Source organism: Natrinema amylolyticum, assembly GCF_020515625.1.
GTDB classification, from domain to species: Archaea; Halobacteriota; Halobacteria; order Halobacteriales; family Natrialbaceae; genus Natrinema; species Natrinema amylolyticum.
In genome coordinates, this window is sequence record NZ_JAIWPJ010000002.1 from 182,952 (window position 1) to 208,118 (window position 25,167).

The 25,167-nt window shown below is 67.7% G+C and carries 24 protein-coding genes; 13 read left to right on the plus strand and 11 right to left on the minus strand.

Annotation, left to right across the window (positions count from 1 at the left end; all coding sequences use genetic code 11):
• Window positions 1–79: 79 nt before the first annotated feature.
• The 3 genes from pabB to LDH66_RS11150 form a co-directional block, all read right to left on the minus strand.
• Entirely contained in the window at window positions 80–1,660 is a 1,581-nt protein-coding gene (gene pabB / locus LDH66_RS11140) for an aminodeoxychorismate synthase, component I (protein WP_226481151.1), read from the minus strand.
• 156 nt (window positions 1,661–1,816) lie between these two features.
• Entirely contained in the window at window positions 1,817–2,497 is a 681-nt protein-coding gene (locus LDH66_RS11145; RefSeq protein WP_226481152.1) for a helix-hairpin-helix domain-containing protein, read from the minus strand.
• Between the two features lie 63 nt (window positions 2,498–2,560).
• Window positions 2,561–3,364, minus strand: coding sequence for a shikimate dehydrogenase (locus LDH66_RS11150; protein WP_226482005.1), 804 nt, complete (start codon window positions 3,362–3,364; stop codon window positions 2,561–2,563).
• Between the two features lie 124 nt (window positions 3,365–3,488).
• Here LDH66_RS11150 and LDH66_RS11155 point away from each other — a divergent pair, with 124 nt between their 5' ends.
• Window positions 3,489–4,433, plus strand: a complete 945-nt coding sequence (locus LDH66_RS11155) for a calcium/sodium antiporter (protein ID WP_226481153.1) — start codon at window positions 3,489–3,491, stop codon at window positions 4,431–4,433.
• Window positions 4,434–4,472: 39 nt separating this feature from the next.
• Here LDH66_RS11155 and LDH66_RS11160 read toward each other — a convergent pair whose 3' ends face one another.
• Together LDH66_RS11160 and LDH66_RS11165 are read right to left on the minus strand one after the other, a co-directional pair.
• Window positions 4,473–5,816: a DUF7344 domain-containing protein gene (locus tag LDH66_RS11160; protein WP_226481154.1), complete on the minus strand. Its 1,344-nt coding sequence runs from the start codon at window positions 5,814–5,816 to the stop codon at window positions 4,473–4,475.
• Window positions 5,817–5,885: 69 nt separating this feature from the next.
• A complete protein-coding gene (locus LDH66_RS11165) occupies window positions 5,886–8,339 on the minus strand; it encodes a PAS domain S-box protein (protein ID WP_226481155.1) in 2,454 nt (817 codons plus the stop codon).
• A 155-nt stretch (window positions 8,340–8,494) separates the two neighbouring features.
• On the opposite strand from LDH66_RS11165, the gene LDH66_RS11170 reads away from it, so the two are divergent.
• Window positions 8,495–9,847 carry a D-aminoacyl-tRNA deacylase gene (locus LDH66_RS11170; RefSeq protein WP_226481156.1) on the plus strand — a complete coding sequence of 451 codons (1,353 nt, stop codon included), beginning with the start codon at window positions 8,495–8,497 and terminating at the stop codon, window positions 9,845–9,847.
• A gap of 159 nt (window positions 9,848–10,006) precedes the next feature.
• Complete coding sequence (gene ftsZ / locus LDH66_RS11175; RefSeq protein WP_226481157.1) at window positions 10,007–11,179, plus strand: cell division protein FtsZ; 1,173 nt, start codon at window positions 10,007–10,009, stop codon at window positions 11,177–11,179.
• Between the two features lie 117 nt (window positions 11,180–11,296).
• Here the strand turns inward: ftsZ and LDH66_RS11180 are convergent, their stop codons facing one another.
• Entirely contained in the window at window positions 11,297–11,929 is a 633-nt protein-coding gene (locus LDH66_RS11180) for a rubrerythrin family protein (protein WP_226481158.1), read from the minus strand.
• Window positions 11,930–12,018: 89 nt separating this feature from the next.
• Here LDH66_RS11180 and LDH66_RS11185 point away from each other — a divergent pair, with 89 nt between their 5' ends.
• Window positions 12,019–13,251: an MBL fold metallo-hydrolase gene (locus LDH66_RS11185; protein ID WP_226481159.1), complete on the plus strand. Its 1,233-nt coding sequence runs from the start codon at window positions 12,019–12,021 to the stop codon at window positions 13,249–13,251.
• Between the two features lie 86 nt (window positions 13,252–13,337).
• On the opposite strand, the gene LDH66_RS11190 is transcribed toward LDH66_RS11185, so the two are convergent.
• Entirely contained in the window at window positions 13,338–13,673 is a 336-nt protein-coding gene (locus LDH66_RS11190; RefSeq protein WP_226481160.1) for a 2Fe-2S iron-sulfur cluster-binding protein, read from the minus strand.
• Between the two features lie 188 nt (window positions 13,674–13,861).
• Here LDH66_RS11190 and LDH66_RS11195 point away from each other — a divergent pair, with 188 nt between their 5' ends.
• The gene (locus tag LDH66_RS11195; protein ID WP_226481161.1) at window positions 13,862–15,262 is read left to right on the plus strand and encodes a geranylgeranyl reductase family protein; all 1,401 of its coding nucleotides are present in this window, start codon (window positions 13,862–13,864) and stop codon (window positions 15,260–15,262) included.
• A gap of 395 nt (window positions 15,263–15,657) precedes the next feature.
• Window positions 15,658–16,464, plus strand: coding sequence for a DUF4397 domain-containing protein (locus LDH66_RS11200; RefSeq protein WP_226481162.1), 807 nt, complete (start codon window positions 15,658–15,660; stop codon window positions 16,462–16,464).
• Between the two features lie 27 nt (window positions 16,465–16,491).
• Here the strand turns inward: LDH66_RS11200 and LDH66_RS11205 are convergent, their stop codons facing one another.
• Window positions 16,492–17,772 (minus strand): amidohydrolase, encoded by a 1,281-nt coding sequence (locus LDH66_RS11205; RefSeq protein WP_226481163.1) that lies wholly within the window; start codon window positions 17,770–17,772, stop codon window positions 16,492–16,494.
• A gap of 67 nt (window positions 17,773–17,839) precedes the next feature.
• Entirely contained in the window at window positions 17,840–18,175 is a 336-nt protein-coding gene (locus LDH66_RS11210; protein ID WP_226481164.1) for an uS10/mL48 family ribosomal protein, read from the minus strand.
• 185 nt (window positions 18,176–18,360) lie between these two features.
• Here LDH66_RS11210 and LDH66_RS11215 point away from each other — a divergent pair, with 185 nt between their 5' ends.
• Entirely contained in the window at window positions 18,361–18,798 is a 438-nt protein-coding gene (locus LDH66_RS11215) for a bis(5'-nucleosyl)-tetraphosphatase (RefSeq protein WP_226481165.1), read from the plus strand.
• A gap of 259 nt (window positions 18,799–19,057) precedes the next feature.
• Here LDH66_RS11215 and LDH66_RS11220 read toward each other — a convergent pair whose 3' ends face one another.
• On the minus strand, window positions 19,058–20,365 hold the full coding sequence (locus LDH66_RS11220) for an acetamidase/formamidase family protein (protein ID WP_226481166.1): 1,308 nt from the start codon (window positions 20,363–20,365) through the stop codon (window positions 19,058–19,060).
• A 237-nt stretch (window positions 20,366–20,602) separates the two neighbouring features.
• Here LDH66_RS11220 and LDH66_RS11225 point away from each other — a divergent pair, with 237 nt between their 5' ends.
• From LDH66_RS11225 to LDH66_RS11235, 4 genes are all read left to right on the plus strand, one after another.
• Window positions 20,603–21,094, plus strand: coding sequence for a DUF2267 domain-containing protein (locus LDH66_RS11225; RefSeq protein ID WP_226481167.1), 492 nt, complete (start codon window positions 20,603–20,605; stop codon window positions 21,092–21,094).
• Between the two features lie 54 nt (window positions 21,095–21,148).
• The gene (locus LDH66_RS11230; RefSeq protein ID WP_226481168.1) at window positions 21,149–21,556 is read left to right on the plus strand and encodes a DUF2267 domain-containing protein; all 408 of its coding nucleotides are present in this window, start codon (window positions 21,149–21,151) and stop codon (window positions 21,554–21,556) included.
• Between the two features lie 167 nt (window positions 21,557–21,723).
• On the plus strand, window positions 21,724–21,894 hold the full coding sequence (locus LDH66_RS23300) for a DUF7576 family protein (protein ID WP_425492916.1): 171 nt from the start codon (window positions 21,724–21,726) through the stop codon (window positions 21,892–21,894).
• Between the two features lie 131 nt (window positions 21,895–22,025).
• On the plus strand, window positions 22,026–22,670 hold the full coding sequence (locus LDH66_RS11235) for a dienelactone hydrolase family protein (RefSeq protein ID WP_226481169.1): 645 nt from the start codon (window positions 22,026–22,028) through the stop codon (window positions 22,668–22,670).
• Between the two features lie 164 nt (window positions 22,671–22,834).
• On the opposite strand, the gene LDH66_RS11240 is transcribed toward LDH66_RS11235, so the two are convergent.
• Window positions 22,835–23,785 (minus strand): formyltetrahydrofolate deformylase, encoded by a 951-nt coding sequence (locus tag LDH66_RS11240; protein WP_226481170.1) that lies wholly within the window; start codon window positions 23,783–23,785, stop codon window positions 22,835–22,837.
• A gap of 376 nt (window positions 23,786–24,161) precedes the next feature.
• Between LDH66_RS11240 and purS the strand changes: the two genes are divergently transcribed.
• Both purS and purQ read left to right on the plus strand, forming a co-directional pair.
• Window positions 24,162–24,413, plus strand: a complete 252-nt coding sequence (gene purS / locus LDH66_RS11245) for a phosphoribosylformylglycinamidine synthase subunit PurS (RefSeq protein ID WP_226481171.1) — start codon at window positions 24,162–24,164, stop codon at window positions 24,411–24,413.
• Between the two features lie 59 nt (window positions 24,414–24,472).
• On the plus strand, window positions 24,473–25,165 hold the full coding sequence (purQ, locus tag LDH66_RS11250) for a phosphoribosylformylglycinamidine synthase I (RefSeq protein ID WP_226481172.1): 693 nt from the start codon (window positions 24,473–24,475) through the stop codon (window positions 25,163–25,165).
• The last annotated feature ends 2 nt before the right edge of the window (window positions 25,166–25,167 follow it).

Genomic DNA, 25,167 nt, shown 5'->3' on the forward strand with positions numbered 1-25,167 from the left:
ATGAAAACCCTGCCTCCCTCCCTCCGGTCGGTCGTTGGGCCGCTCACTCGCGTTCGCTCGTTCGCGGACGCTATGCTCGTCACTCACACTCATCACCTCCGCTTTCCGCCTCGAGCCCCAGTTCGGCCCGCTCGCCCAGCGCGTCGTCGACCGCCGCGATGAGCGCGCGGGCCTTGTCGAGGGTCTCGTCGTACTCGCGGGTCGGATCAGAGTCGTGGACGATGCCCGCGCCCACCCGCAGGTGGTACTCGTCGGCGTGCCGGACCAACGTCCGAATGACGATGTTGAGGGTGGCTCGGCCGTCGAAGCCGAAGAGTCCGACGCTGCCGGTGTAGGGGCCGCGCCGAGTCGCCTCGAGTTCGTCGATGATCTCCATCGTCCGCGGCTTCGGCGCGCCGGTGATCGTGCCGCCGGGGAAGGTCGCCGCGACCGCGTCGGCGAGCGTCTCGTCCGAGCGCAGTCGCCCCGTCACGTTCGAGACGAGGTGCATCACCTCGGAGTAGCGGTCGATCCGGCGGTACTCGTCGACGTCGACGGAGCCGTACTCGCAGACCTTCCCGAGGTCGTTTCGCTCCAGATCGACCAGCATCGCGTGCTCCGCGCGCTCCTTTTCGTCGGTCAGCAGATCTTCCTCGAGCGCGTCGTCGTCCGCGGGCGTGTCGCCGCGCGGCCGGGTGCCGGCGATAGGCTCCGTCCGAACGAACTCCCCCTCGCGCTCGAGCAGTAACTCGGGACTCGCGCTCACCAGGTCGGCCGATCGGAACTCGAGCAGACAGGAGTAGGGCGCCGGATTGACTCGCCGGAGGGCGTCGTAGGCGGCGACGGGGTGGACCGCGGCGGGCGCGACCAGCCGCTGGGAGACGTTCGCCTGAAACGTGTCGCCGTCGCGGACGTACTCCTTGACTCGGCGCACGCGGTCGGCGAAGGCCGCTCGGCCGCAGTCGCTCTCGAACGTCGCCTCCGCGCTTGAGACCGGCGGCTCGCCGATCTCGGGATCGCCGTCGCGGACGGCTCGCGCGAGATCGATCGCCCGCTCGCGGCCGCGCTCGTAGGCCGCCTCGAGGTCGGCGTCAGTGGGGTCCTCGTTACCGACACCGACCCGCGGACAGGCCGTGATCCGCAGCGTCACCTCGCCGTCGGTCGGTTCCTCCCAGGCGACGAGCCGGTCGTAGACCGCGACCTCGAGACGAGGCAGTTCCCGGTCGTCGACGGCCGAGTCGGGTAACGCCTCGAGTTCGCGGGCGATGTCGTAGGAGAGCCAACCGACGGCACCGCAGGGGTAGGGCACGTCACAGTCTCCGCGGGCGATCGCCTCGCCCGCGAGCAGCCCCTCGAGCGCGGCCAGCGTCGGCGACCGGTTGGCGTCGCGCGTTCGCCGTACCGCGTCGGAGCCGACGGTGAGCCGGTCGACGGGGTCGACGCCGAAGTAGCCCCAGCCCGGCTGGCCGCCGGTCGTCTCGAGGAAGACGGTCCCATCAGCGCCGTCGCGCGCCCGTCGATAGGCGAGAAACGGGTCGTCCGCGGTCACGCGAACTTCGACGGGGACGCGGTGTCCGGTGTGCGTCGGCCCAGTTTCGCCCGTCTCGGACGGGTCCCTGTCGCGGTCGCGAACGGCGGCGCGAAACGAATCCAGCGTCGTCACGACGCGGGGGTCGCTCATGGCTCTCGAGACGAGGCGAGCGAGTAATCCTCTTGCGATTTCCGGGGTGACGATGACGCCGCAGACGGCGAGTCGAACGCCGAGCTCGGCGTCGAGAGACGAGCGAACCGAGAAGTGTTGGGGTCTGCGAGTCGGACTCGAGTCGGTGGTGGGGCGTTATCTGACTTCAGCGCGGTCGATCCAGCCCTGAATGCGCTTCTCGGAGATGTCGGTCTGCTCGGCCAGCTCGGCGGCGTCCGCGCCGGCGAGTTCGCCGACGGTGTCGACGCCGGCACCGGCGAGCCGGTCGGCGTAGGCCGGGCCGATCCCTTTGATCACGTCGACTGGTTCCCGGTCGGTTTCGTCAGTCTCGTCGGGTTCGGATTCGGTTTCGGTCGTGTCGGCGGCCGACGGTTCGGAATCGGACGCGTCGGACTCGAGGGGAGCCGACTCGGTGTCCTCGGCAGCGGCTGCGTCCGCGTCCGGTTCCGGCTCCGTCTCGGATTCGGTCTCGGGAGCGACGTCCGTCTCCGCGGGTTCGGTTTCCGCAGTCGCGTTGACGTCGGCGTCGGGTTCGGCCTCCTCGATGGGCGACTCCGACGGCACGTCGGCCTCCTCCGGGGCGTCCGTCGATTCCGTCGCCGGTTCCGAGGACTCCGCCGCGCTCGAGTCGGTCGCCGCCGATGGGGTCGGTTCCGCGGTCACACCGTCGGCCGCCGTCTCGTCTCGATCGGTGTCGCGCGCGTCGTCCGTCGACCCTTCCCGTTCGACCGTTACCCCGACCTCTCGAGCGCCTCCCCGCTCCGAGTCCGACTCGTCGAACCCCAACAGGGACTTCAGCTTTTGGAGGATTGCCATTATCTCGTGGTAGTCGGTTCCACCACTTAAATTCGCCTGATACTGACAGCGAGCGTCGTCCGCCTACAGCCACGAGCGCAGCGCCTCGTTCATGACGTCGACCGGTGCGTCCCGATCGGTCCAGATCTCGAATGCCTCGACGCCCTGATAGAGGAGCATCCACGCGCCGTCGACGGTCGTCGCCCCGGCGTCGGCCGCGTCGCGAAGCAGTCGCGTCTCGAGCGGCCGGTAGACCGCGTCGAGCACGGCCAGATCGCCGTGGAGCGCGTCGGCTGGCACCGGCGTCGCGTCCTCCTCCATCCCGACGCTGGTCGCGTTGACCAGCACGTCGGCGTCCGGCAGCAGTTGCTCGAGGTCCGCGAGCCCGTGACCGGTCGCGCGGGGGACCTCGTCGGCCAGCTCGCGGGCCGTCGCCTCGGTCCGGTTGGCGATGGCGACCGTCGCACCGGCGTCGGCGAGGCCGAAGGCGACCGCCCGGCCGGCACCGCCCGCACCCACGACGACCGCCCGTTCGCCGTCGATCGCGACGTCGTGGTCGCGCAGCGCGCGTAACGCGCCGACGGCGTCGGTGTTGTACCCGGTCGGCGGCCCCGACCCGGAGAAGTCGATCGTGTTGACCGCGCCGATCCTGGTCGCCAGATCTTCGGGCGCGACGATCTCGAGGGCCGCCTGCTTGAACGGGATCGTCACGTTCAGCCCCGCGATTCCGAGCGCGTCGGCCCCGTGAATCGCGTCGTCGATGTCGTCGGGATCGGGCTCAAAGGTCGCGTACCGCGCCTCGAGGCCCAGTTCGTCGTAGGCCGCTTCGTGCATCGGCGGCGACAGGGAGTGGCCGACCGGGTTGCCCAGCAGACCGTATACGTCCATAGCCATTGCTCTCTCCGTCACTCGTCTCGGCGGGGATATAATGGGTCTGGCTTCGGCGGGCGTTGTCTCGCGGACGAGCGTCCGTTTCGGGTCGCTTTTAGGTCCGACTTGAGTAGCCGCCCCCATGCTCTCCGGAACCCCACTCTTTATTCTCCTGTTGGCGGCCGGTATCGTCGCGCTGTACGGCGGTGCCGAGTTGCTGGTCGCGGGCGCGGGCCGGCTGGCGCTCGGAATCGGGCTGCGAGCGACGACCGTCGGCGTGACGGTGATCGCGTTCGCGACGACCGCGCCGGAACTGTTCGTCTCGACGATCGGCGCGCTGAACGTCTCGACCGATATCGGTCTGGGCGCGGTCGTCGGCTCGAACATCGCGAACATCGGGTTGGTGCTCGGGGTCGCCGCGCTGATCAAACCGCTCCCGATCGCGGACCGGGTCATGCGGCGACACGTCCCCACGATGGTACTTGCGGCGATCCTCCTGATCGGACTCGGTGCGAACGGCCGGATCGGCCGCCTCGAGGGGGCGATCTTTCTGCTCGTCCTCGCCGGATTCACGGCCGTTCTGCTGTACTACGTCAACGCGGATCCCGCACCGGTGACCGAGAACCCCGACGCCGGCGACGGGATCTCGTTGCGGGACGTCGCGCTCGTGATCGGCGGGCTGGTCGCGCTCGTCGTCGGGTCCCGATGGCTCGTGGCCGGCGGAACCGGGCTCCTGTCGGCGCTCGGGGTATCGGACCTCGTCATCGGACTGACGGTGCTCGCGCTCGGCACGTCGCTGCCGGAACTGGCCGCCTCGGTCGTCGGTGCGGTCCGCGGCGAGACGGAGTTCGCGATCGGCAACGTGGTCGGCTCGAACATCTACAACATCTTCGCGGTGCTCGGGATCGTGGCGCTGATCACCCCGATCGAGATCGAGCCGGCGACGCTCCGATTCGAACTTCCGATCATGGTCGCCTTCACTGTCGTACTGGTCGGCATGATGGGATACGGCCGTCGACTCACCCGGATCGACGGCGCGATTCTCGTCGCCGGCTACGTCGGATTCATCCTCCTCCTCGTTCCCTGAGAGTCTCGTTCGGCGGGCCGACGATCGCCGCGCCGGTTTTCACATCGGCAGCGGCGTTCCGTCCTGCACGTCGCGTTCCTCGCGAACAGTCGTGAGCCGGTCGAGGCGCGGCCCGAGGTGATCACAGAGGATCGAGACCAGCGCGTTTCCACGACTGTCGCCAGCGAGCGCACCAATCCGTCGCTCCCCGCCTGACTCGGACTCCTCGGTCGTCACGAGCAGCGCTCGCTCGCGGTCGGCGAAGACGATGTGTCCGTGATCTGTCTCCTCGATCGGGAAGTTGAGCCAGTCGAACTGGGGCTCGCAGACGGTGGCGCCCGGGACCGCCGATCGAACGGTATCGCGGACCCGCGGCGATCGCGACCCGACGTAGACGTCGACGCCCCGCTCGGCCGCGGCGCGCCAGCGCTCGAGACACTTCCGACCGATCCGATCGCCGTCCGGAACCGTCACGACCAGTTCCTCGTCGGCACCGTCGGCGATTTCGTGGCCGCGAGCGAAGACGGTCTCCGCTCCCTCGATCGTCTCGCAGGTGTCCATGAGAACGTGGTCACCGCCGTGACCACCGTTCTCGGGCGTTTCGTCCCCGGTTGCGTTCGAGACGACGTCGGTAGCGGACGACGTGACGGACGGCCCCCGAAACTCGCGGACGAGTTCAGCGACGTCGGCGAGCGGCCCCTCGAGCACCCAATCGCTCTCCCACTGCGGTGCGTCGGTCGCGATCGCGGCTCTCGTCGCCGCGTCGTCGTACTCGACGAGCCCCGCGTCGGACAGCGCAGGGAGATGATCGTGGGCGAGTTCCGTGATGACGGACGCACACTCGTCTTCGGTGACGTCGATCAATCGCGTGCCGTCGTCCCCCTCTCGAGCGACGACCGCCGCGGCGAGATCGGAGACGGAGACGGTGCCGCGGCGCATCGCGAGCGCCATACAGACGGCCCGACGGCGCGGATTGTGGAGCACGTCGAGCGTCCGGTTTAGCGTCGCTTCGTCTGCGGCGAACGCCTCACCCGTCGGGTCGTCGAGGAGCGTCCGGACCCACTCAGCCTCGAGGAGCGGGTGGTCGGCGAGCGCGACCGTTGCGGCGTCGCCGTCGTCGATTCGAGTCAGGACGCCGATATCGACCAGTCGCGGGACGTGGGCGTGAACCAGGGCGATGTGTGTCTGCTCGCACTGATCGTCGGTGACGATCGGACAGCCGTGTTCGCTGGTCGCGACCTCGGTCGCGAGCGCGGCGAGCGACATCGACGCTGCCGTCGACGGGGGGTCAACCGTGGACGTGTCCTCGCGATCGAGCAACGCGGCGAGGAGGTATCGCCGGCGCGGCTCCGCGAGGACATCCAAGGCAGTTGTTGTCAGTTCGGTGTCCGAGGGTGAACTCATTGCCGGATAGAGACGATGGGTGGGTGAAAGAAGTGTACCAGCATGCTCTGGTATCGCCGAGTGATGATGTTATTCCCCTGTCCCGAAATACGCCGAGAGCAGCTTCGCTTGCGCCACTCGGAGGTGCTGGTGGAACGTCTGCCGGGCGATATCGAGCCGATCGGCAATTTCGGTCGCGTCGCTGTTCCGCGTCGGCCACTCGAAATAACCGCCGTGGTAGGCCGCTTCGAGGGCCAGGCGCTGTTTCTCGGTCAGCATCGATTCGACGGTTCGTCGGAAGTCGCCGTGCGTCTGGACCGGTCGATCGACGGTCCGCTTCGAGACGAGTTCGGTGTCGGGGAACGTCGACGTAATCGCCCCGACGAGTTCGCGCAGGTTCGTGTCGGGACTCACGTGGACCGTCACCGCTGCGACGCCGTCGCGAACGACCTGTGACTGGAGCCGCGCGCCGTACTCCCCGAGCAGTCCGGTGAGCGTCGAGCCGCGAACGACGACTTCCCAGTCGCTCTCGTCGTCGCCGGCGTCGATAAGGCGGAACTCCGTGATCGAGCGATTGTCCCGCGCGATCTCTCGGACGGCCTCCGGATCGATATCGGAGACAGTGAGATAGTAGACGAACTCCTCGTCGGTCAACGGCAGCACGTGATCGATCGCGAGGTCGCAGCCGGCTTCGCGCGAGAAGTCGATGCAGACGTCCCCCCGGTCGGTCGATTCGAACTCGAGTTCGACGGCGGTGTCCAGGTAGAGGAGTCGCCGAACCGCCATCGCGTTGATCGCGTGGCCGACCGTGCCGCCGAACTCTTGGAGGACCCCCCGTTCCCGGTCGGCGAACGCCGACGGCTCGTCGGCGGCCACGACGAGTGCGCCGAAGGGGCGATCGGCCGCGACGATCGGCACGACCGCGACCGATCCGTAGCCCCGTTCGCGGGCGTCGGCCCGCCACTCGTCGATCTCGCTCTCGCCGAGGTGACGGTACCGCTGGGCCGACCGCGTCTCGAACGGCGACGCGCCCGGCGCGTCGGCCGGCGGATCGACGAACGACGAGAGCACGCCCTCGACTGCGGTCGCGTCGATCCCCGCCCAGGCCGTCGGCTCCCACGAGTAGCCCTCGGTCGTCGCGTCGGGGTCCGCCCGTCCGATGACCGCGAACCGGTACGCGTCGTCGGCCGCGAACTCCTCGACGATCGCCGTCTCGATCTCGTCGCGAGTTTCGGCCGCGACCACGGTCTCGTCGATCGTCCGAACGATCGCGTTGAGCCGTTCGAGGCGCTCGAGTTCGCGTTCGCGGGCCTTGCGATCGCTGACGTCGCGGCCGACGCCGGTGAATCCCAGGACGGCGCCGTCGTCGTCGGTGATCCGGGCGCTGTTGAACTCGTAGGGAATCCGGGAGCCGTCCGCGGTGAGGATCCGCCCCTCGGCGGTCACGCGCTCGCCCTCCTCGAGAATGCGATCGATCGCGTCGCTGATGTGGTCCCGGTCCTCCGGTGCGATGAATCGGAGCGGATGCATGCCGACGAGTTCGTCCGATTCGTAGCCGGTCATGCGCTGGAACTGGTCGTTCCACTCGATCAGGTTCCCCTCGGTATCGTACGCGTAGAGGATGTCCGGCTGTGCCTCGAGAACGCTCTCCGTGAACGCCTTCTCCTCGCGGAGCGCTCGCTCGCGTGCCTTGCGATCGCTGATATCGCGGCCGATCCCGGTGAATCCCAGGACGGTGCCGTCGTCGTCGATGATCCGGGCACTGTTGAACTCGTAGGGGATTCGCCGGCCCCCTTTCGTGAGGAGGTCCGCTTCGACGGTGACGTACTCGTCCTCCTCGAGGACCCGTCGGATCGCCGCGGCGATTCGCTCTCGGTGGTCCGGGGCGATGAACTCGAGAGGCGCCATTTCGGCCAACTCCGCGTCGGTGTAGCCCGTCACCGCCGGCACGCGATCGTTCCACTCGAGGTGGTTCTCGTCCGCATCGAAGGCGTAGACGACGTCGGGTTGGGCCTCGAAGACGCTCTCAGCGAAGGCCTTCTCCTCGCGGAGTTCCCGCTCGCGCTCGTGGACTTCGGTGCGGTCGTGGACGAACCAGACGTACCCAGTCAAATCGCCCGCCCGGTCGACGGGGACGCCGATCTCGCCATCCCCGCGAATCGGCGCGATCACCTCGTGGACCCGGATCCGACCGCCGTCGTTCCGGACGCGCCACCCCTCGTTCTCCGCCATCCCGTCGGATCGCGCGCGCTCGAGAACCTGTTCCGGCCGGTCAGTGTCACGCGCGTCCGGTGGAAAGAACGTCCGGTAGTGAGAACCCACGATCCCCTCCGCGTCGTATCCCGTGAGCCGACGCGCGCCGTCGTTCCACTCGCTAACGTGGCCGTCGGGGCCAAACCGCGCGATCGCGTAGTCGGCGGCGAGCGCGCTGAGCGCGTGGATGTCGAGGCGACGGTCGCTCCGCTCGTCGGACTGCTCGCCGTTCGTCGCGTTACGGTTCGGTTCGGTCATCGATTCCGTTCGATCAGCCGGATCGTCGCTCATTTCGGCCACCCAACCACGATGGTATGTGTTCACGGCCCACACTCGAAAAAGCGGGGGTCGCTCTCGCCACGGTCTTTTACGCCCGCGTTCGAACGAGGGGAACGGTCGTCGGTCCGAACCGGCGACGTTAACGGCCCCACCGTCCGAACACGGGTATGACCACGCTCGCGATCGTCGAGAGTCGCGCCGACCGCGCCTCGGAGCACATCTGCGACCGGCTCCGCGAGCGCGCGGACTGGACGGAACGGACCGACGACGCCCGCTCGGCCGCCGACGGCGGTGGCACCTACTATCGGACCGAGGGGGCCGAACTGCGCTCGTTCGACGATCTGCACATCGAACTCGAGCGGCCCGCCGACGCGTTCGACTGCGACCCCGATCTGCTCGTCTTCGCCTCGCGACACTCGGGCGACACCGGCGCGCTGCTGACGGGTCACTTCACGGGGAACTTCGGTCCGGCCGAGTTCGGCGGCGAGCCGGACGCGCTGGCCGAGGCCGCCCCGAACGCTCTGGCCCGCCTGCTCGCGGCCTTCGATGAGTACGCGCCCGACGGGTACGAGATCGGCATGGAGGGGACCCACCACGGCCCGACCGATGTCGGCCGTCCGTCGCTCTTCGCCGAACTCGGCAGCGGCGACGAACAGTGGGACGACCCCGCCGGTGCCGACGCCGTCGCGCGCGCCATCCTCGACCTGCGGAACACCGATCCGCACCGCGACAGACAGGTCGTCGGCTTCGGCGGCAACCACTACGCGCCGCGATTCGAGCGGATCGTCCGCAACACGTCGTGGGCGGTCGGCCACGTCGCCCCCGACTGGGCGCTCGAGGCGATGGACCACCCGACGGCGCATCGCGACGTCATAGCGCGGGCGTTCGACGCCAGCGACGCCGATATCGCGCTGCTCGACGGCGAGTGGCCGGTCCTCGAGGAGACCCTCGAAGAGATGGACTGTCGGGTCGTCACCGAGACCTGGCTACGCGAGGTCGACGACCGGCCGCTCGAGGCCGTCGACGCGGTCGAGTCCGACCTCGGAGCCGTCGACGACGGCGTCCGGTTCGGCGAGCGGCTCGCAGAATCGTTCACCGTCGTCGACTTCCCGGCGGATCTCGTGCGTACCGCACAGGGAATCGATCCCGACCGCGTCCGGACGATCGTCGAGGAGAATACCGCGGCGTTCACGACCGAAAACGGCGGCAGCCGCGTCGGTTCGCGGGCGGCGATCCCCGATATCGGAGACGAGAGAGCGGCCGACGCGAGCGAGCCGCGACGGACGATCGTCGAGGAACTGGCCGCCGTGCTCGAGGCGAAGTACGACGCGGTGCGGGTCGAAGACGACGCCGTCGTCGCCGAAGAGACGGCCTTCGATCCCGCGCTGGCGCGGCAGGTCGGCGTGCCGGAGGGGCCGAAGTTCGGCGCGCTCGCCGACGGCGACCCGGTCACCGTCGACGGGGAAACGGTCAGTCCCGAGAGGGTTCGGACCGAGCGGACGCGCCGGTTTCCGCTCTGATCGGCTCGGCGAATGACAGTAATACGGTATTACTCGCCTTCATCCGGTGAATGCGGTGCTTTCCCCGCTCGCACACGTAAAAATATATTAACGTGTCAGACAGGTGGCTGACGAGTAGGGGAAAGGTAATTATGCTCCATTGTTTAGACAGGACCAAGAATGGACTCTCTAATCGACGACGCAATCGACGAGGCCGAAAACGGGGAGGCCGCGGTCCCCGACGACGGCGCGCCACGGGACGAACAGCCGTCCGGCGGCGACGGGTCGGACGGCCGAACGACCGGGACGATGACCGACGACGAACTCGAGGACGTTCTGCAAGACCTCCAGACCGACATCACGGTCGTCGGCTGCGGCGGTGCCGGCGGGAACACGGTCAACCGCATGCACGAGGAGGGCATCCACGGCGCGAAACTCGTCGCCGCCAACACCGACGTCCAGCACCTCGTAGAGATCGAGGCCGACACCAAGATCCTCATGGGCGAGGAGAAGACCGGCGGCCGCGGAGCCGGTTCGCTCCCGCAAGTGGGTGAGGAAGCCGCCCTCGAGAGCCAGCAGGACATCTACGACGCCATCGACGGCTCCGACATGGTCTTCGTCACGGCCGGCCTCGGCGGCGGGACCGGGACCGGTTCCGCGCCCGTCGTCGCCAAGGCCGCCCGCGAGGCCGGCGCGCTCACGATCTCGATCGTCACGACGCCCTTTACCGCGGAGGGCGAGGTCCGCCGGACGAACGCCGAAGCCGGCCTCGAGCGCCTGCGCGACGTGTCCGACACCGTGATCGTCGTTCCCAACGACCGCCTCCTCGACTCCGTCGGGAAGCTACCCGTCCGGCAGGCGTTCAAAGTCTCCGACGAAGTGCTGATGCGCTCCGTCAAGGGCATCACGGAACTCATCACGAAACCCGGCCTCGTCAACCTGGACTTCGCCGACGTTCGCACCGTCATGGAGCGCGGTGGCGTCGCCATGATCGGCCTCGGCGAAGCCGACTCCGAAGCCAAGGCGGAGGACTCGGTCAAGACCGCCCTGCGCTCGCCGCTGTTGGACGTCGACATCTCCGGTGCGAGCTCCGCCCTCGTCAACGTCACCGGCGGCAACGACATGGCCATCGAGGAGGCCGAAGGCGTCGTCGAGGAGATCTACGACCGCATCGACCCCGACGCCCGCATCATCTGGGGGACCTCGATCGACGAGAGCCTCGAGGGCAGCATGCGGACGATGATCGTCGTGACGGGCGTCGAATCGCCCCAGATCTACGGTCGACCGGACGGCGAGGAACCGGTCCAGCCCGAGGCCCCCGCGCAGGGCGAGGACATCGACTTCGTCGAGTAATCGAGCCGCCTCCGCGTCGACGATTCGAGTCCCAGTTTCGTTCGCGTTCGTTTCTCTCCGGTCGACGACAGCGACCCGACAGCCGCGGCGTCGGTCGGCCGTTCGAATCGGTCCCGCTCAACAGATCGGCTTCGGATCGAGACCGAGCTCGTCCAGTGAATCGGCGTACGCGTCGTAGGCAATGTCGATCACGTCCTCGGCGACCGTCCGCGCGCGCTCCCAGTCGTCGCTCTCCTCGCAGACGTCCGCGAGCAACTCGGCCGCTCGGTCGCCCTGCGCGGCCGTCTCGCTCCGTAACTCCCGGAAGCGGTCGGCGCGCTCCTCGTCGCCCTCGTTGACGAAGAAACTGATCAGCTGCAGATGGGTCCGATCGGCGACCAGCGCTCGCCCGACGAGCCCGCCCAGCCGAGCCGTCGTCGTCTCGAGCGAGCGGAGCTCCGCGTGCATCGGTCCGGCGTCCCCGGCGTCGAACTCGTCGTCCACGAGCATGGCGGTGATCCGATCGTAGTGGTCGCGCTCCTGCTCGCGATACTCGCGAAAGGCCCGTCGCGCGTCCTCGTGCTCCTCGTCGTCGGCCCACGTCTCGAGGGTCTCCGTCGCGGCCCGCTCGCTCTCCGCGGCGGTCCGGAGGACCCGTTCCTCCGTCAGGTCGGCGTCGGTGAGCGCGACGAGGAGTTTCGACGAGCCGAGGCGATCGAGTTCGACGCTCATCGACTCCTCGATCGACTCCCGAAATTCGGCAGCGTCCATACCCGGACGACACCGCGCAGCGTGTTGAACGTTGGTGGCGGTCCGGCCCGGCCGCGACCGTTACCCGCCTCGAGCGCGTATCGACGGACATGACCGACCGGAGCGACGCCGACGACTCAGCCGACGAGACCCCTTCGATCGCTCCCGAGGCGCTGGCCGAGCGACTGCGGGCCGGCGATCCGCTGACCGTCCTCGACGTCCGCGACCGCGACGAGTTCGAACGCTGGCATCTCACGGGCGAGGGCGTCGAGGCCGTCCAGATCCCGCATATGAAGTTCATCCAAGCACAGGCGACCGGCGACGTGGCCGACCTCGCGGCCGACCTCGAGGAACCGATCCTCGTGGTCTGTGGCCGCGGCGAAGCGAGCGCCCACGCCGTCGACCTCCTCCGGGATGCGGGCGTCGACGCGGCCAACCTCGCCGGCGGGATGGACGCCTGGGCCGACCTGTACGTCGCCCGCGAACTCGAGGTCGACGCGCCCGCGACGGTCGTCCAGTACGACCGCCCTTCGAGTGGCTGTCTCGCCTACACGATCTACAGCGGCGGCGAGGCGGCGGTGATCGACCCGCTGCGGGCGTTCACCGACCGGTACGTCGACGATGCCGCCGAGCGGGACGCGGAAATCAGATACGTCGTCGATACCCACGTCCACGCTGACCACGTCAGCGGCGTCCGCACGCTCGCAGAGCGGACCGACGCGGCGGCGGTCGTCCCCGAGGGCGCGACGGATCGCGGCCTCGCGTTCGACGCGATGACCGTCGGAGACGCCGCGGAACGCAGTTCCGCGAACCCTGCTTCGCAAGCGCAACAGGACGCCGCGAAACTACGAATCGGTGACGCGACGCTGACCGTTCTGGCGACGCCGGGCCACACGACCGAATCGATCTCGCTCCGTCTCGAGGGCGGCGACGCCGAGACCCTGTTCACCGGCGATACGCTCTTTCTCGAGGGGGTCGGCCGGCCGGACCTGGAACGCGGCGATGACGGCGCGACGGCCGCCGCCGAGCAGTTGTACGAGACGCTTCGGGACCGCATCCTCGAGCTGCCGGGCGAGACGACGATCGCGCCGGGCCACTACAGCGACGCCGCCGACCCGGGCGAAAACGGGACCTACGCCGCCCGACTCGAGACCCTGCGCGACCGGCTCGCGGCGCTCTCGATGGATGAAGACGAGTTCCTCGCCCACGCGACGAGCGACCTCCCGCCGCGGCCGTCAAACCACGAGCGCATCGTGGCGGCGAATCTCGGGCTCGAGACGGTTGACGAAGAAACGGCGTTCGAACTCGAACTCGGGCCGAACAACTGCGCGGTCGCCGACTGACGCAGACGACCCTGTCAGTCGTCAAGTAGTGCCGGCGACAGCAGCCCGTCTCAGTCGTCAAGTAGTGCCGGCGACAGCAGCCCGTCTCAGTCGTCGGCGACCGCACCCTCGTCCGCGCCGTCGGCCTCGAGGTCGCCCTCAATGCTCGGCGGGTACTTCCCGCGGTCGAGTTTCAGGTCCGACTGCGGGCGCGCCATACACGTCAGCGCGTAGTTCTCGGCCTCCTCGTCGGTGAGTCCGCGGGCGGCGGGCTGGGTGACTTCTCCCTCGACGATCTCGGCCGAACAGGCCAGACACATCCCCACCCGGCAGGAGTACTCCTGTGCGATGCCCGCCTCGAGGCACCGACTCAGGATCGTCTCCTTGTCGGTACAGGTGATCGTCTCACCCGTCCCGACGAACTCGATGGTGTACTCAGTCATACGGCCCGGTACGGAAGACCTCACTAAAACTCTTTATCTCATCGCGAGGAAACAAGCGCGCCGTTTTCGGCGCGTCGCACCGCCTCGCATGGCGATTCGCTTGTCAGTTCCGCCACGTGATTTCGCGAGCGACACTCCGGCGAACCGACCATAAAACGTTTTCTTGCCGCGGTGTCCACAGTGTTGGTATGAGTACGCAGGAGCAGTCGGCCGCCGCCGCGACGACGCGGTCGCCGGACGCGGTCGTCGTCGGGGCCGGAACGGCAGGGTGCTACGCCGCAGCGACCATCGCACGGGAGGGGTACGACGTCGTCGTCCTCGAGCGAAAGGACGAGGCGGAAGCGGGCCACATCGCCTGTGGCGACGCCCTGAAGGGCGCCGACGCCTTCCCCGAGGCGATCCCGAAGTCGAAACTCGAGCCCGCCTTCACGAACACGGGCGTCGATCACGGCCGCTTCGAGATTCCCCAGGAGGACACGGTCCTCGAGATTCCAGTGCCGGGCGAACTCGCCGTCATCGACCGCTGGGAGTACGGCCGGCGGATCATCGACGGCGCGGGCGACACCGGCGTCGACTTCCACTACGACACGGTCGTCAAAAACGTCGTCCAGAACGACGACGGTCGCGTCACGGGCGTCGAGGCGATCCGGAAGGGCGACCCGATCACGTACGAGGCCGACATCGTCATCGACGCCGCGGGCTCGCTGTCGGTGCTGCAGGACAACGTCGACTTCTCCGACTCCACGTTCGACACCAACGTCGACTACAGCCACTTCTGCTCGGCCTATCGCGAGATCGTCCACGTCGAGGAGCCCGTCGAGTGGGACGACGCGCTCGTCTTCAAGCCGACCGAGCGCGCGGCGGGCTACCTCTGGTACTTCCCGCGCACCGACACCGAGATCAACGCCGGCCTCGGCTTCCAGATGACCGAGGAGCCGATGCAGCTGGTCGACGACCTCAAACGCGACCTCGAGAACCGCCCCGAGTTCGACGGTGCCGAGGTCGAGGACAAACTCGGCGCTGCGCTCCCGACGCGGCGACCCTACGACTCCGCGGTCCACCCGGGCTACATGGCCATCGGCGACGCCGCGGGCCACGTCAACCCCACCACGGGCGGCGGCATCGCCGGGGCCGCCTACGGCGGCAAGTACGCCGCCGAGCGGGCCATCGAAGCCCTCGAGACCGGCGACTACAGCGAGGAGACCTTCTGGGAGTACAACGAGAAGGTGATGGACCACTTCGGCGCGCGCTACGCCGCCCTCGACGTCTACAACATCCTCTCGACGGCCGTCGACGTCGACGACCTGATGGGGCTGCTCGCCGCGATGCCCGGCGACAAGCTCGCCGAAGCGCTCTACTCCGGCAGTACGGACATCGGGCTCAAACTCAAACTCGAGGCGCTGGTCAAGAGCCGCGGGCACTGGGACACGATCTGGAACCTCTACAAGACCAAGCGCCGCGCCGACGAACTCCTCTCGCACTACGAGAACTACCCGACCAGTCCCGAGGGGCTGGCGGGCTGGCAGGACCGCCGCGACGAACTGATGGAGAAGGTCTACGAGACGACGGGCGCGGAGCCGAAGTACTAGAACCAAACTTTTGCGCTGCGTGCGGTCGCTTCGCGACCGCACTCGGCAAAACTTTGATGAAAAGCACTCCTCCCTCCCCTGCGGGTCAGTCGTCGGCCCGCTCGCTCGTTTCACTCGCTCGCGGTGAACGTCGGTGAACTGCCTGCCCTCCCCCGCTGAGCGGAAGTTCGCTTCCGCGATGTTCGGAAGAGCTTGCTCTTCCGTAGGGTCGCGGGCTCCTCGCGATGCTCGGAGCCCGCTCCCGGCCAGTTGGCACGCGAGTAACTCGCGTCCGAACGAGGATTCCCACCCGGTTCCGGTATTATCTAGCTGACTGTGAAACACCAATATTCGTGATTTTACCCCTACGCTGTTAGGGCATCTCGACTTTTCTGGCCGTCAAATAATGGGTTATGATGGTACAGAACCACACACGACGACGTGCACTCGCAGCGATCGGCACCGCAAGCGGTATCGCACTCGCCGGCTGCATGGGTGGCGGCGGCGACGAAGACGAGGAAATGAGCGACGATTCCGGCAACGGGATGAGCGACGGCGGAGCGGACGACGGCGGCATGGAAGGCGACGAAACGGACGACGACATGGCGGAATCAATGGCGAACGTCCGCGTCGCTCACCTCTCGCCCGACGCGCCGAACGTCGACGTCTACGTCGGCGGCGACCCCGTCCTCGAGGACGTTCCCTACCGAGACGTCAGCGACTACCTCGAGCTCGAGCCGGACACCTACGAGGTGATGATCACGGCCGCCGGCGACGCCGATACAGTCGTCTTCGACGAAGAGCTCGAGATCCCGGAAGGTGAGTTCACCATCGCCGCGCTGGGCGAACTGAGCGAGGAGAACCAGCCCTTCGAACCGGCGGTCCTCGAGGACGACGTCAGCGATCCCGGCGACGACGCGCGGGTGCGACTGGTCCACGCCTCACCGGACGCCCCCGCTGTCGACGTGACGGTCGGGGACGGTGAGACGGTGCTGTTCGAGGGCGCGGAGTTCGGCGACGCGGCGACGACCGAGGTCCCGGGCGACGAGTACGCGCTCGAGGTTCGACCGGCGACCGAGAATTACGACGGCGATATCGTCGGCACCTTCGACGTCGCGCCCGAGGGCGGGAGCGTTTACACGGCCTTCGCCGTCGGCTACCTCGAGCCCGGCTCGGCCCCCGCCGACGAGGCCTTCGACCTCGAGGTCGTGATGGACAACTGAGCGGCTGCTCCCCGTGCAGACGACCGATCAGGGTCGTTCGCGGCTGATCCGCTCGATCGCCCCCGCCAGCACGTCGATGCCGTGCTGGATGCTGTCTTCGTCGACGTCGAACGTCGCGGTGTGGTGGCCGCCTGGGTGGTCGGTTCCGACGCCGACGTAGCAGGCGTGTCCGCCGTTTTCCTGCACTGCCCGCATCAGGAACGTCGCGTCCTCGCTGCCGCCGAGTTCGTCGCGCTCGAGGACGCGATCGACGCCCGCCGCGTCGCCCGCGACGTCGGTGACGATCGAAACGAGTTCTTGATCGCTCGTCGCGCTCGGGGCCTCCGCGCCGGTCTCGAACGAGACCTCGCAGTCGTGCATTTGCGCGGCGCTCCGGACTACTTGCCGGGTTCGCCCCTTCATGTACTCCATCAGCTCGGTCGTCTCGCCGCGGACCTCGGCGAGGATCCGGGCCTCGTCCGGGATGACGTTGGCGGCGCTCCCGCCCTCGACGACGCCCGCGTTGACGCGGGTCTTCCCCTCGCTGTGTCGCGGAATCCCATAGAGGTTCTGAACGGCCGTCGCCATCGCCTGGACGGCGTTACGGCCCTGTTCGGGGTGACCGCCCGCGTGGGCCGACTCGCCCGTGAACTCGGCCTCGAGGTGACTCACTGCCAGAAAGCCGTCGATCCCCGCGACGATCTCACCGGTCGGATGGTCGAGTCCGATGTGGACCGCGAGCAGGGCGTCGATATCCCGGATGTGCTCGCTCTCGGCCATCGACTTGCCGCCGCCGACGACCTCCTCGGCGGGCTGGAAGAACACCTTCAGCGTGCCCCGGAAGTCGCTCTCCGCGACGGCCTCGAGTGCGCCGATTCCGATCGTCGCGTGGGCGTCGTGGCCGCAGGCGTGCATCGCGCCCTCGTGCTCGGAGCGAAAGCCCGTTGCGGCGGGCCGATGCTCCGGATCGTCGGACTCCCGGCGCGGGAGGCCGTCGATGTCGACCCGCAGCCCGACGGTCGGTCCCTCGCCGCGCTCGAGGACGGCGACCGCGCCCGTGTACCCGCCCTCGAGTCGCTCGAGGACGTCCTCGTCGACGCCCGCGTCTCGGGCCCGCTCGTACCAATGGGTCAGTTCGGCATCGTCGGGGACCGCCATCCGGTGGTCGCCCGCGACGGCATCGGGGCCGACGTGGAGGGCAGCGAGGTCGTCGCCGAGTCGAGACTCGAGTTCGTCGACGATCCGTGCGGTCGTATAGAATTCGCGCCAGGCGGGTTCGGGTCTCCGGTGGAGGTCTCGACGCAGCGAGACGAGGTCGTCCGCGGTCATACGCTGTCCTCGTCGGGAACGGTAAAAAGCCCTGTCGACGCTCTCGATGCGAGACGATAGAATCCGGTCAGTTGCTGCGACCCGCGCCGTGGATCTGCTCGACCTCGGCCTCGATGTGGACCGAGTCGGGAAAGCTCTGCGAGGCGATGTTGCGCGCGAGGCTGTCGTGGCCGTGAATCTCGAGTTCGCGGGTGAAGACGGTGTACTCCCACGACGAGAAGCTGCGGTCGTCGTCGGCGTGGAGTCGACAGCGCTGGGGAACCGAGAACGTCTCGGGCGGGTGGGAGTGGGGCCCTTTCAGCGCCGCTCCCTTTCGCTCCGCGTTGGATTTGATGTCATCGACGATGCTATCGAGCGCGGCTCGATCGCCGCTTTGGAGGGTGAGACGGGTGACGAAGGTCATGGCTGGTGCTGTCGAATACGTCCGCGGCGGGCGCGTAAAAACTTGCTGAGATGGGCCGCCGCCGACTCGTCGGTCCACGAGCGCAGTCGACCGGCTACCAGGAGCCTGACATTCGAATACGAAATCAGTGTTCGTTGGACGAACAGTCCGATATTCTCTTAACGTCGCACCTATTAGCTCACTTAATGGCAGTCGAAGCTACGAGCGCAGGCGCGATCCTCTTCCGCGATACGCGGGGCCGGCGCGAGTATCTTCTACTCAAGAGCCGCCCAGGCGATTGGGAGTTTCCCAAGGGCGGTGTCGAAGGAGATGAAGAACTACAGCAGACGGCGATCCGCGAAGTAACGGAAGAGGCAGGTATCGAACAGTTCCGACTACTCGACGGCTTCCGAAAGGACTACGACTACGTCTTCGAGGCGAACGGCAAGACGATCCATAAGACCGTTCACCTCTTCATCGCGAAGTCGTTCGAGGCCAGTGCGGAACTCTCAAACGAACATCGCGACCTCCAGTGGCGCGATTACGAACAGGCGATCAACACCGTCACGCAGGACGGACCTCGAGAGATCTTAGAGGACGCCCACGAGTTCCTGGACGAGCGAGAGGAGGAGGCCGAAGAGTAAGGGCCGACGACGCGTCGGCCGGAGCGATCGAGCCGACGGCGACTCGTTTTTCGGGCCGCGTGACAGCGGTCGCTCTGTCATCGCGGAGACAGTCGTCCCTGCGACGAGGTCGGCGACGCTGTCGATAGCGCGCCGATCGGTGTCGGTAGCAGTATCGCTGCGACGGCGATCTCCGGACGGGAGCCGCTGTCGGCCGCGGCTCTCTGACTCCCGCGAGCGTTCGGTCACCGACGAGGGGGAGGGAGAAACGCGGCGGCGCCTACAGATCGTACTGATCGCGCACCAGTCGGTCGATACCGCGCTCCTCGAGGACGTCCAGCGGTGCGAGCATGTCCAGTTGGACGACGCCCGGCAGGCGGCCGATCTGGACGCCGCCGGTGAACGTACACCGGGAGCGGACCTCGCCCTCGGTCATGTCCAGCAGTTTCGTCGCGCGGTCGAAGGCGTTCTGCGTGGCGTCGTTGACCGTCGCGCCGGAACCGATCACCTGGATCGGGCCCATCTCCGTCTCGACGTCGACGCCGTGTTCCGAGCCGAGCTCGCGGCCCGCCTCGCGCTCCTCGTCGCTGTACGGTTCGCTGATGAACGGCAGGTCCTCCTCGGGCGGCAGCAGGACGGGTCCGTCGAGCTCGAGGTCCTCGATGACCTCGACGTCCATCCGGACGGTGCCGCTCACGTCGGTCGTGTGCAGGGAGAGTTCGCCGTCGCCCTGATTGGCGTGTAAGTCGCCGACGTAGACGCCGGCCCCGTCGACCTTGACGGGACAGATGAGGGTCGCGCCCGGTCGGACCTGCGGGATGTCCATGTGGCCGTCCGTTCGGGCCTTGAGGTCTTCCTCGCTCTCGACGCCGTAGTCGTGTTCGGCCCCGATGAGGTATTGGCCGAAGTCGCCGGCGTTGTGGGAGTCGGGCATCGTGATCGGCGGCGTCGTTCCGACGTTTCCGATGAACGGTCGCAGTCGCCCCAGCGTGCCGGGCATCTCGCCGGGCTCGTACAGCAGGATGGGATGCTGCCGCGAGTTCTCGGGGATGTCCATCACCTCGTCGGCGTCCTTCGCGAGTTCGTGCGCCCCGTCTTCATCGAGCGTGATCCCGACGGTGTTGTCGTCGTCGAAGGCGACCGTGTAGCCGTACTCGAAGCCGAACGAGGAGGCGTTGGCGCCGCACTCGGCGCATTTGATCGCCTCTTCGCCGGTTCCTTCGACGACCGTCTCGGGCCACTCGGTGCCGCACTCGGGACAGCGGTGATCGACGAACGGATCGTCGTAGAAGGCGTCCTCGCGCTCGGCCATCGAGCCCGTGCTCGTCGCCATGCTCGTCACCTCCACGTCCCGGATGTGGAGCGCGACGGCGTCGCCGACCTCGGCGCCCTCGACGCGGATCGGTCGTGTCACCTCGTGGCCGCCGCGGAACTCGGGCGTGACCATCGGTCCCCAACAGCCCGGTGGGGTGTACGTCTCGATCGTGCCGCCGTCCGCGACGGTGCCCGCCCACTCCTGATCGGGCCCGACGAGGCCGAGCGTGTACCGGTCGACGTACAGCTCCTGTTGTACTTCTCGCTGTGCCATAACATACCAAGATACGGCGCTGACGGCGATAAGGCTACTGCTCCCGGAACCGACCGTGAGCGGTGCCCCGTCTCGAAAAAATCTTCAACGGCGGCTGCGAGTCGCGTCGGCGAGTCATGACGGCCACCGCAGCGACGTGGTCGGTCACTGCGGCGGCGGCACGATTCCGACGCTTGCAGTCGATGGCACGGAAGGGAGCCTCGTGGCCGTCCTATCGACCGCCGGAGGTGACTCCGCATGGGCGACTCCGAGTTCCACGACCGGGTAACGCAGGCGGGACCGGTCGACGACCACGAACCGATCACGAACGCGACCCTCGAGACGCTCGGCGAAGCGCTCTCGAGCGGGCAGGCGGACGACGTCGCCGACTACCTGCCCGACGAGTGCGCCGAGTCGCTGCGCGAGGGCGGCGAACGGACCGCTGCCGAGGCGGGCGGAACCGGCAGCGATGGGGCGGGCGAGACGCCCCGCGTCTCGGAGAGCGAACGGCGAAGCCGTGAGGTCGAGTCCCTCGGCCGCGAGGAGTTTCTGCAGCGCGTCTGGGAGCGCGAACGGGAGTACGCGGCCGGGAACATCGAGGACGAGTTGGAGACGGAGATCGATGTCCGCGTCGCCGCCGTCACCGACGCGCTCGAGGGGTCGATCCCCCGCGAGGAACGGCGGGGGCTCCGCTCGCAGATTCCCGACGACCTCGAGGCGCTGTTCGCCGACGGCGAGGGAGCGCGGTAGGGGCTTGCAACTGAGGGCCCAACCCGCATGCCGCTCACCGGCAAAGCCCCGCACATGCAAGAAGACGAGTTCTACGGACTGGTACAGGAAGCGGGCCACCTCGACACGATGGACCGCGCGCAGGCCGCGACCGAGGCCGTCCTCGAGACGCTAGGCGAGACGCTGACCGGCGGCGAGGCCGAGAACGTCGCCGCACAGCTCCCCGACGAACTAGCCGGGATCGTCGAGGACGCCGACCACGACGGTGCCGGCTACGATCGGGAGGACTTCGTCGAACGGGTGGGCGATCAGCTTCGGGGCACGGACGTCGAACCCGACGATGCGTCGCAGTACGCCGACGCGGTCACCGACGCCCTCGCGGTCGCGCTGACCGACGGCGAGCTACAGGATCTGAAGTCCCAGCTCGACGACGAGCTCGATCCGCTGTTCGAGGGCGTCACGATCGACCGGGAAAACGTTTGATCGGTCCGTGCGGACCGACGGTGGATCGGTTTTGCTGACCAGTCGAAACCGGCCGTCGTTCGCCGCGTTTGCCGTCGTCTCCCGGCTACGCGAATCGGTTCGGGCGACCGTGGCCGAATACGCCGCAATGGATTCGTTCAAGTGGGTCTCGTCCCACCTGTCAACCGATGACTGATTCGCCGGACGAAGATTCGCCCGAGTGTCGACAGTGTGGGAGCCCCGTCGGACCGTCTTCCGAACACCGTGTCGTGACGAGTGTCCAAGACGGGACGGCCGTCTACCGCCACTTCTGTAGCGACGACTGCCGCGAACAGTGGGAGTCGTCGAACGCGGCCTGACTGGCATACCGCCTCGCATCGCGTCGTCCGTGACTCGTGTGACGACCGCGACCTACTTCTCGAGTCGACCGAACCGATCAACCGAGCTACTGATCCGAACAGTCAACCGCGCGCGACGCGGAGCGCCGGGCATGGCGTCCGACGGAATCCAGACAGAGACCGACATCGCTCTCGAGGACGTGACGCTCGAGGGCGAACTGGTCGTGCCGCCGGAATCGAGCGGGCTCGTGGTCTTCGCCCACGGGAGCGGGAGCAGTCGGCACAGTCCGCGAAACAACTTCGTCGCGGAGACGCTGCGAGAACGGGGCCTCGGGACGCTCCTGTTCGATTTGCTGACCGAGGCCGAAGTCCGGCATCGGGAGAACCGGTTCGACATCCCCCTGTTGACCGACCGGCTCGTCGCGACGACCGAGTGGGTCCGCGAACGGCCGGCGACGAGTACGCACTCGATCGGTTACTTCGGTGCCAGTACCGGAGCCGCGGCGGCGCTTCGCGGCGCTGCCCGACCGGAGACGACGATCGACGCGGTGGTCTCGCGCGGCGGCCGGGTCGACATGGCGGCCGACGTCGTCGACGAGGTGACCGCGCCGACCCTGCTCGTCGTCGGCGGCGAGGACGAGTCGATTCGGAAACTGAACCGGGAGATCTACGAGGCGCTCGCCGTCGAACGCGACCTCCGAATCGTCGAGGGCGCGGGCCATCTCTTCGAGGGCGAGGGCGAACTCGAGGCGGTCGCCGACCACGCCGCCGACTGGTTCACGACGCACCTCGAGTGAGCGGGACACCGTCGGCAGCGCCGCGGCGACCGGTATCGGCCGATTCGCGCAGCTCACTGCGCGAAGAGGACGTGAGCGAATGGGCGGAAAACGCGGCGCTCTTCGTGTGTCGAAACGGAACAGAACCGTTCGGCGATGGGTCTCCTAATCGTCGGTAGCGACCCTTACGAATCGTCGGCGACCGCGCTGCCGATCCCGTCGACCGGTCGGTCCGGCGTGAACTCCTCGATCTCGTCGGGCAGTCCGAGCTGGTACTGCGTGCCGTTCTCTCGGACCGACGTCCGACCGCGGTGGACCGAGACGTCGCCGTTCAAGTGAAGCTGGACGGCCTCGAGCAGGGCGTCGGCCTCCAGGGGCTGGCCGCGGCGTTTCATCTCCGCGAGGTCGGCGTCGTCGGGGACGTCGAACGCGCGCTGGGTGATGATCGGCCCCTGATCGAGATCGGTCGTGACGTAGTGGGCTGTGACGCCCGCGACGCGAACGCCCTCCTCGACGGCCTGTCGGTAGGCCTCCGCGCCGGGGAACGCCGGCAGCAGGGACGGGTGGACGTTGATGATGCGGTCCTCGTAGCGGAAGACGACATTAGGGCTGAGGATGCGCATGTATCGCGCGAGGACGATCAGGTCGACGTCGTACTCCGCGAGGAGTTCGAGCAGTTCGTCCTCGTTTTGCTGCCCGCCCTCGTCGCCGATATCGTGGAAGGGCACGTCGTAGTGGTCGGCCAGCGGCTGGAGGTCGTCGTGGTTCCCGATGACGACCCCGATGTCCGCGCCGAGTTCGTCGTTGGCCCACGCCTCGAACAGGGCCTCGAGACAGTGGCTCTCCTTCGTGACGAGGACGGCGATCTGCTGCGTTTCGCGGTCGGCGGGGAACCGGACCTGAACGTCTAATCCGAGGTCGTCGCCGAGTTCGTGGAGGTCCTCGCGGAGCGTTTCCTCCGTACAGACCATCTCGGAGGTATCGACGGCGAGATACATCCGGAAGACGCCGTCGCGGACCGCCTGATCGAGGTCCTCGATGTTGACCCCGCGCTCGAACAGGAGGCTGGTCACGTTCGCGACCAGTCCGGTGTCGTCGTCCCCGATCACCGTGATTTCGGTTACGTCGGTCGTCATCGCTGCCACCTCCGCTCGAGCGAATTGCGATCCATCACGACGGATTGCAGTCTACGGGCGGCTAAAAGTCCTGCTTTCCGGAGTGAAGCGTGCGAATTACCCGCACTCCCTTCGTTGTTCGACATAGATATCGGAAAAATTCTACGGAGAGCGCAATGAAGATAGTGGTCGGTTCGCGCCGACCGAGACGAGCGCTCGCGATTATCGCTGCTCGGGCGACATCGTCGTCGCGCGAGCGACGTGATCGGCCGTCGGGCGACTGCCCGCTCTGATCGCGCCGCGACCGATCGCCGCGTGGCCCCCTTCTGTATCCACGAACGTGCATTACGGAGTTAAGGCGAAAGCGTTTTTGAGCACGGTTACGGGGTAACAGGTAATGACCGCCTACACCGCGACGGTGACGGTTCGACTCAAACGGGGCGTGTTGGACCCCGAGGCCGAGACCACGAAGCAAGCCCTCGAGCGACTGGGCTTCGAACTCGAGGACCTGCGGTCGGCCGACCGCTTCGAGGTCGACCTCGAGGCCGACGGCGCGGACGACGCGCGCGAGCGCGCAGACGAGATGGCCGAACGGCTGCTGGCGAACCCGACCATCCACGATTACGACGTGGAGGTCGCCGAACGGTAGATGACAGTCGCATACACACTGATCGAAACCGTCGGTCGCAACCCCACGGGGTGGCGACTGTGACGGTTTCGATCATCCGCTTCGGCGGCTCGAACTGCGACCGTGACGCCGAACGCGCGCTGGCACACCTGGACATCGACGCCGAGATCGTCTGGCACGAGGACGGCCTCCCCGAGGACACGACGGGGGTCATCCTCCCTGGCGGGTTCTCCTACGGCGACTATCTCCGCGCGGGAGCGATGGCGGCCCGCTCGCCGATCATGGCCGAGGTCCGCGAGGCCGCCGCCGACGGCGTTCCCGTCCTCGGCGTCTGTAACGGGGCCCAGATCGGCTGCGAGTCCGGGCTGACCGAGGGCGCGTTCACGACCAACGAGAGTGCGCGCTTCCAGTGCGAACACGTCTATCTACGCGTCGAGCGCACGGACACGCCCTGGACCGCCGCCTACGAGGAGGGCGAGGTCATCGAAGTCCCCATCGCCCACGGCGAGGGGCGCTACGAGATCGACGACGACCAACTCGCCGAACTCGAGGACGAGGGTCGAGTCCTCTTTCGCTACTGCGATGAGAGCGGCGAACCGACTCCCGAGGCGAACCCGAACGGGTCCAAACACAGCGTCGCCGGCGTCCTCGGCGAGCGCGCGTCCGTCGCGGTGTTGATGCCCCACCCCGAACGCGCGACGCTGCCCGATATCGGCCCAACCGACGGACAGGGCGTTTTGCGCGGGTTCGAATCGGCAGCAAACGGCGCATAGGT

Excerpts from the sequence above, each read along its gene's own strand:
- pabB (WP_226481151.1), bottom strand. The coding sequence starts at position 1,660 with ATGAGCGACCCCCGCGTCGTGACGACGCTGGATTCGTTTCGCGCCGCC.
- LDH66_RS11145 (WP_226481152.1), bottom strand. The coding sequence starts at position 2,497 with ATGGCAATCCTCCAAAAGCTGAAGTCCCTGTTGGGGTTCGACGAGTCG.
- LDH66_RS11150 (WP_226482005.1), bottom strand. The coding sequence starts at position 3,364 with ATGGACGTATACGGTCTGCTGGGCAACCCGGTCGGCCACTCCCTGTCG.
- LDH66_RS11155 (WP_226481153.1), top strand. The coding sequence starts at position 3,489 with ATGCTCTCCGGAACCCCACTCTTTATTCTCCTGTTGGCGGCCGGTATC.
- LDH66_RS11160 (WP_226481154.1), bottom strand. The coding sequence starts at position 5,816 with ATGAGTTCACCCTCGGACACCGAACTGACAACAACTGCCTTGGATGTC.
- LDH66_RS11165 (WP_226481155.1), bottom strand. The coding sequence starts at position 8,339 with ATGAGCGACGATCCGGCTGATCGAACGGAATCGATGACCGAACCGAAC.
- LDH66_RS11170 (WP_226481156.1), top strand. The coding sequence starts at position 8,495 with ATGACCACGCTCGCGATCGTCGAGAGTCGCGCCGACCGCGCCTCGGAG.
- ftsZ (WP_226481157.1), top strand. The coding sequence starts at position 10,007 with ATGGACTCTCTAATCGACGACGCAATCGACGAGGCCGAAAACGGGGAG.
- LDH66_RS11180 (WP_226481158.1), bottom strand. The coding sequence starts at position 11,929 with ATGGACGCTGCCGAATTTCGGGAGTCGATCGAGGAGTCGATGAGCGTC.
- LDH66_RS11185 (WP_226481159.1), top strand. The coding sequence starts at position 12,019 with ATGACCGACCGGAGCGACGCCGACGACTCAGCCGACGAGACCCCTTCG.
- LDH66_RS11190 (WP_226481160.1), bottom strand. The coding sequence starts at position 13,673 with ATGACTGAGTACACCATCGAGTTCGTCGGGACGGGTGAGACGATCACC.
- LDH66_RS11195 (WP_226481161.1), top strand. The coding sequence starts at position 13,862 with ATGAGTACGCAGGAGCAGTCGGCCGCCGCCGCGACGACGCGGTCGCCG.
- LDH66_RS11200 (WP_226481162.1), top strand. The coding sequence starts at position 15,658 with ATGGTACAGAACCACACACGACGACGTGCACTCGCAGCGATCGGCACC.
- LDH66_RS11205 (WP_226481163.1), bottom strand. The coding sequence starts at position 17,772 with ATGACCGCGGACGACCTCGTCTCGCTGCGTCGAGACCTCCACCGGAGA.
- LDH66_RS11210 (WP_226481164.1), bottom strand. The coding sequence starts at position 18,175 with ATGACCTTCGTCACCCGTCTCACCCTCCAAAGCGGCGATCGAGCCGCG.
- LDH66_RS11215 (WP_226481165.1), top strand. The coding sequence starts at position 18,361 with ATGGCAGTCGAAGCTACGAGCGCAGGCGCGATCCTCTTCCGCGATACG.
- LDH66_RS11220 (WP_226481166.1), bottom strand. The coding sequence starts at position 20,365 with ATGGCACAGCGAGAAGTACAACAGGAGCTGTACGTCGACCGGTACACG.
- LDH66_RS11225 (WP_226481167.1), top strand. The coding sequence starts at position 20,603 with ATGGGCGACTCCGAGTTCCACGACCGGGTAACGCAGGCGGGACCGGTC.
- LDH66_RS11230 (WP_226481168.1), top strand. The coding sequence starts at position 21,149 with ATGCAAGAAGACGAGTTCTACGGACTGGTACAGGAAGCGGGCCACCTC.
- LDH66_RS23300 (WP_425492916.1), top strand. The coding sequence starts at position 21,724 with ATGACTGATTCGCCGGACGAAGATTCGCCCGAGTGTCGACAGTGTGGG.
- LDH66_RS11235 (WP_226481169.1), top strand. The coding sequence starts at position 22,026 with ATGGCGTCCGACGGAATCCAGACAGAGACCGACATCGCTCTCGAGGAC.
- LDH66_RS11240 (WP_226481170.1), bottom strand. The coding sequence starts at position 23,785 with ATGACGACCGACGTAACCGAAATCACGGTGATCGGGGACGACGACACC.
- purS (WP_226481171.1), top strand. The coding sequence starts at position 24,162 with ATGACCGCCTACACCGCGACGGTGACGGTTCGACTCAAACGGGGCGTG.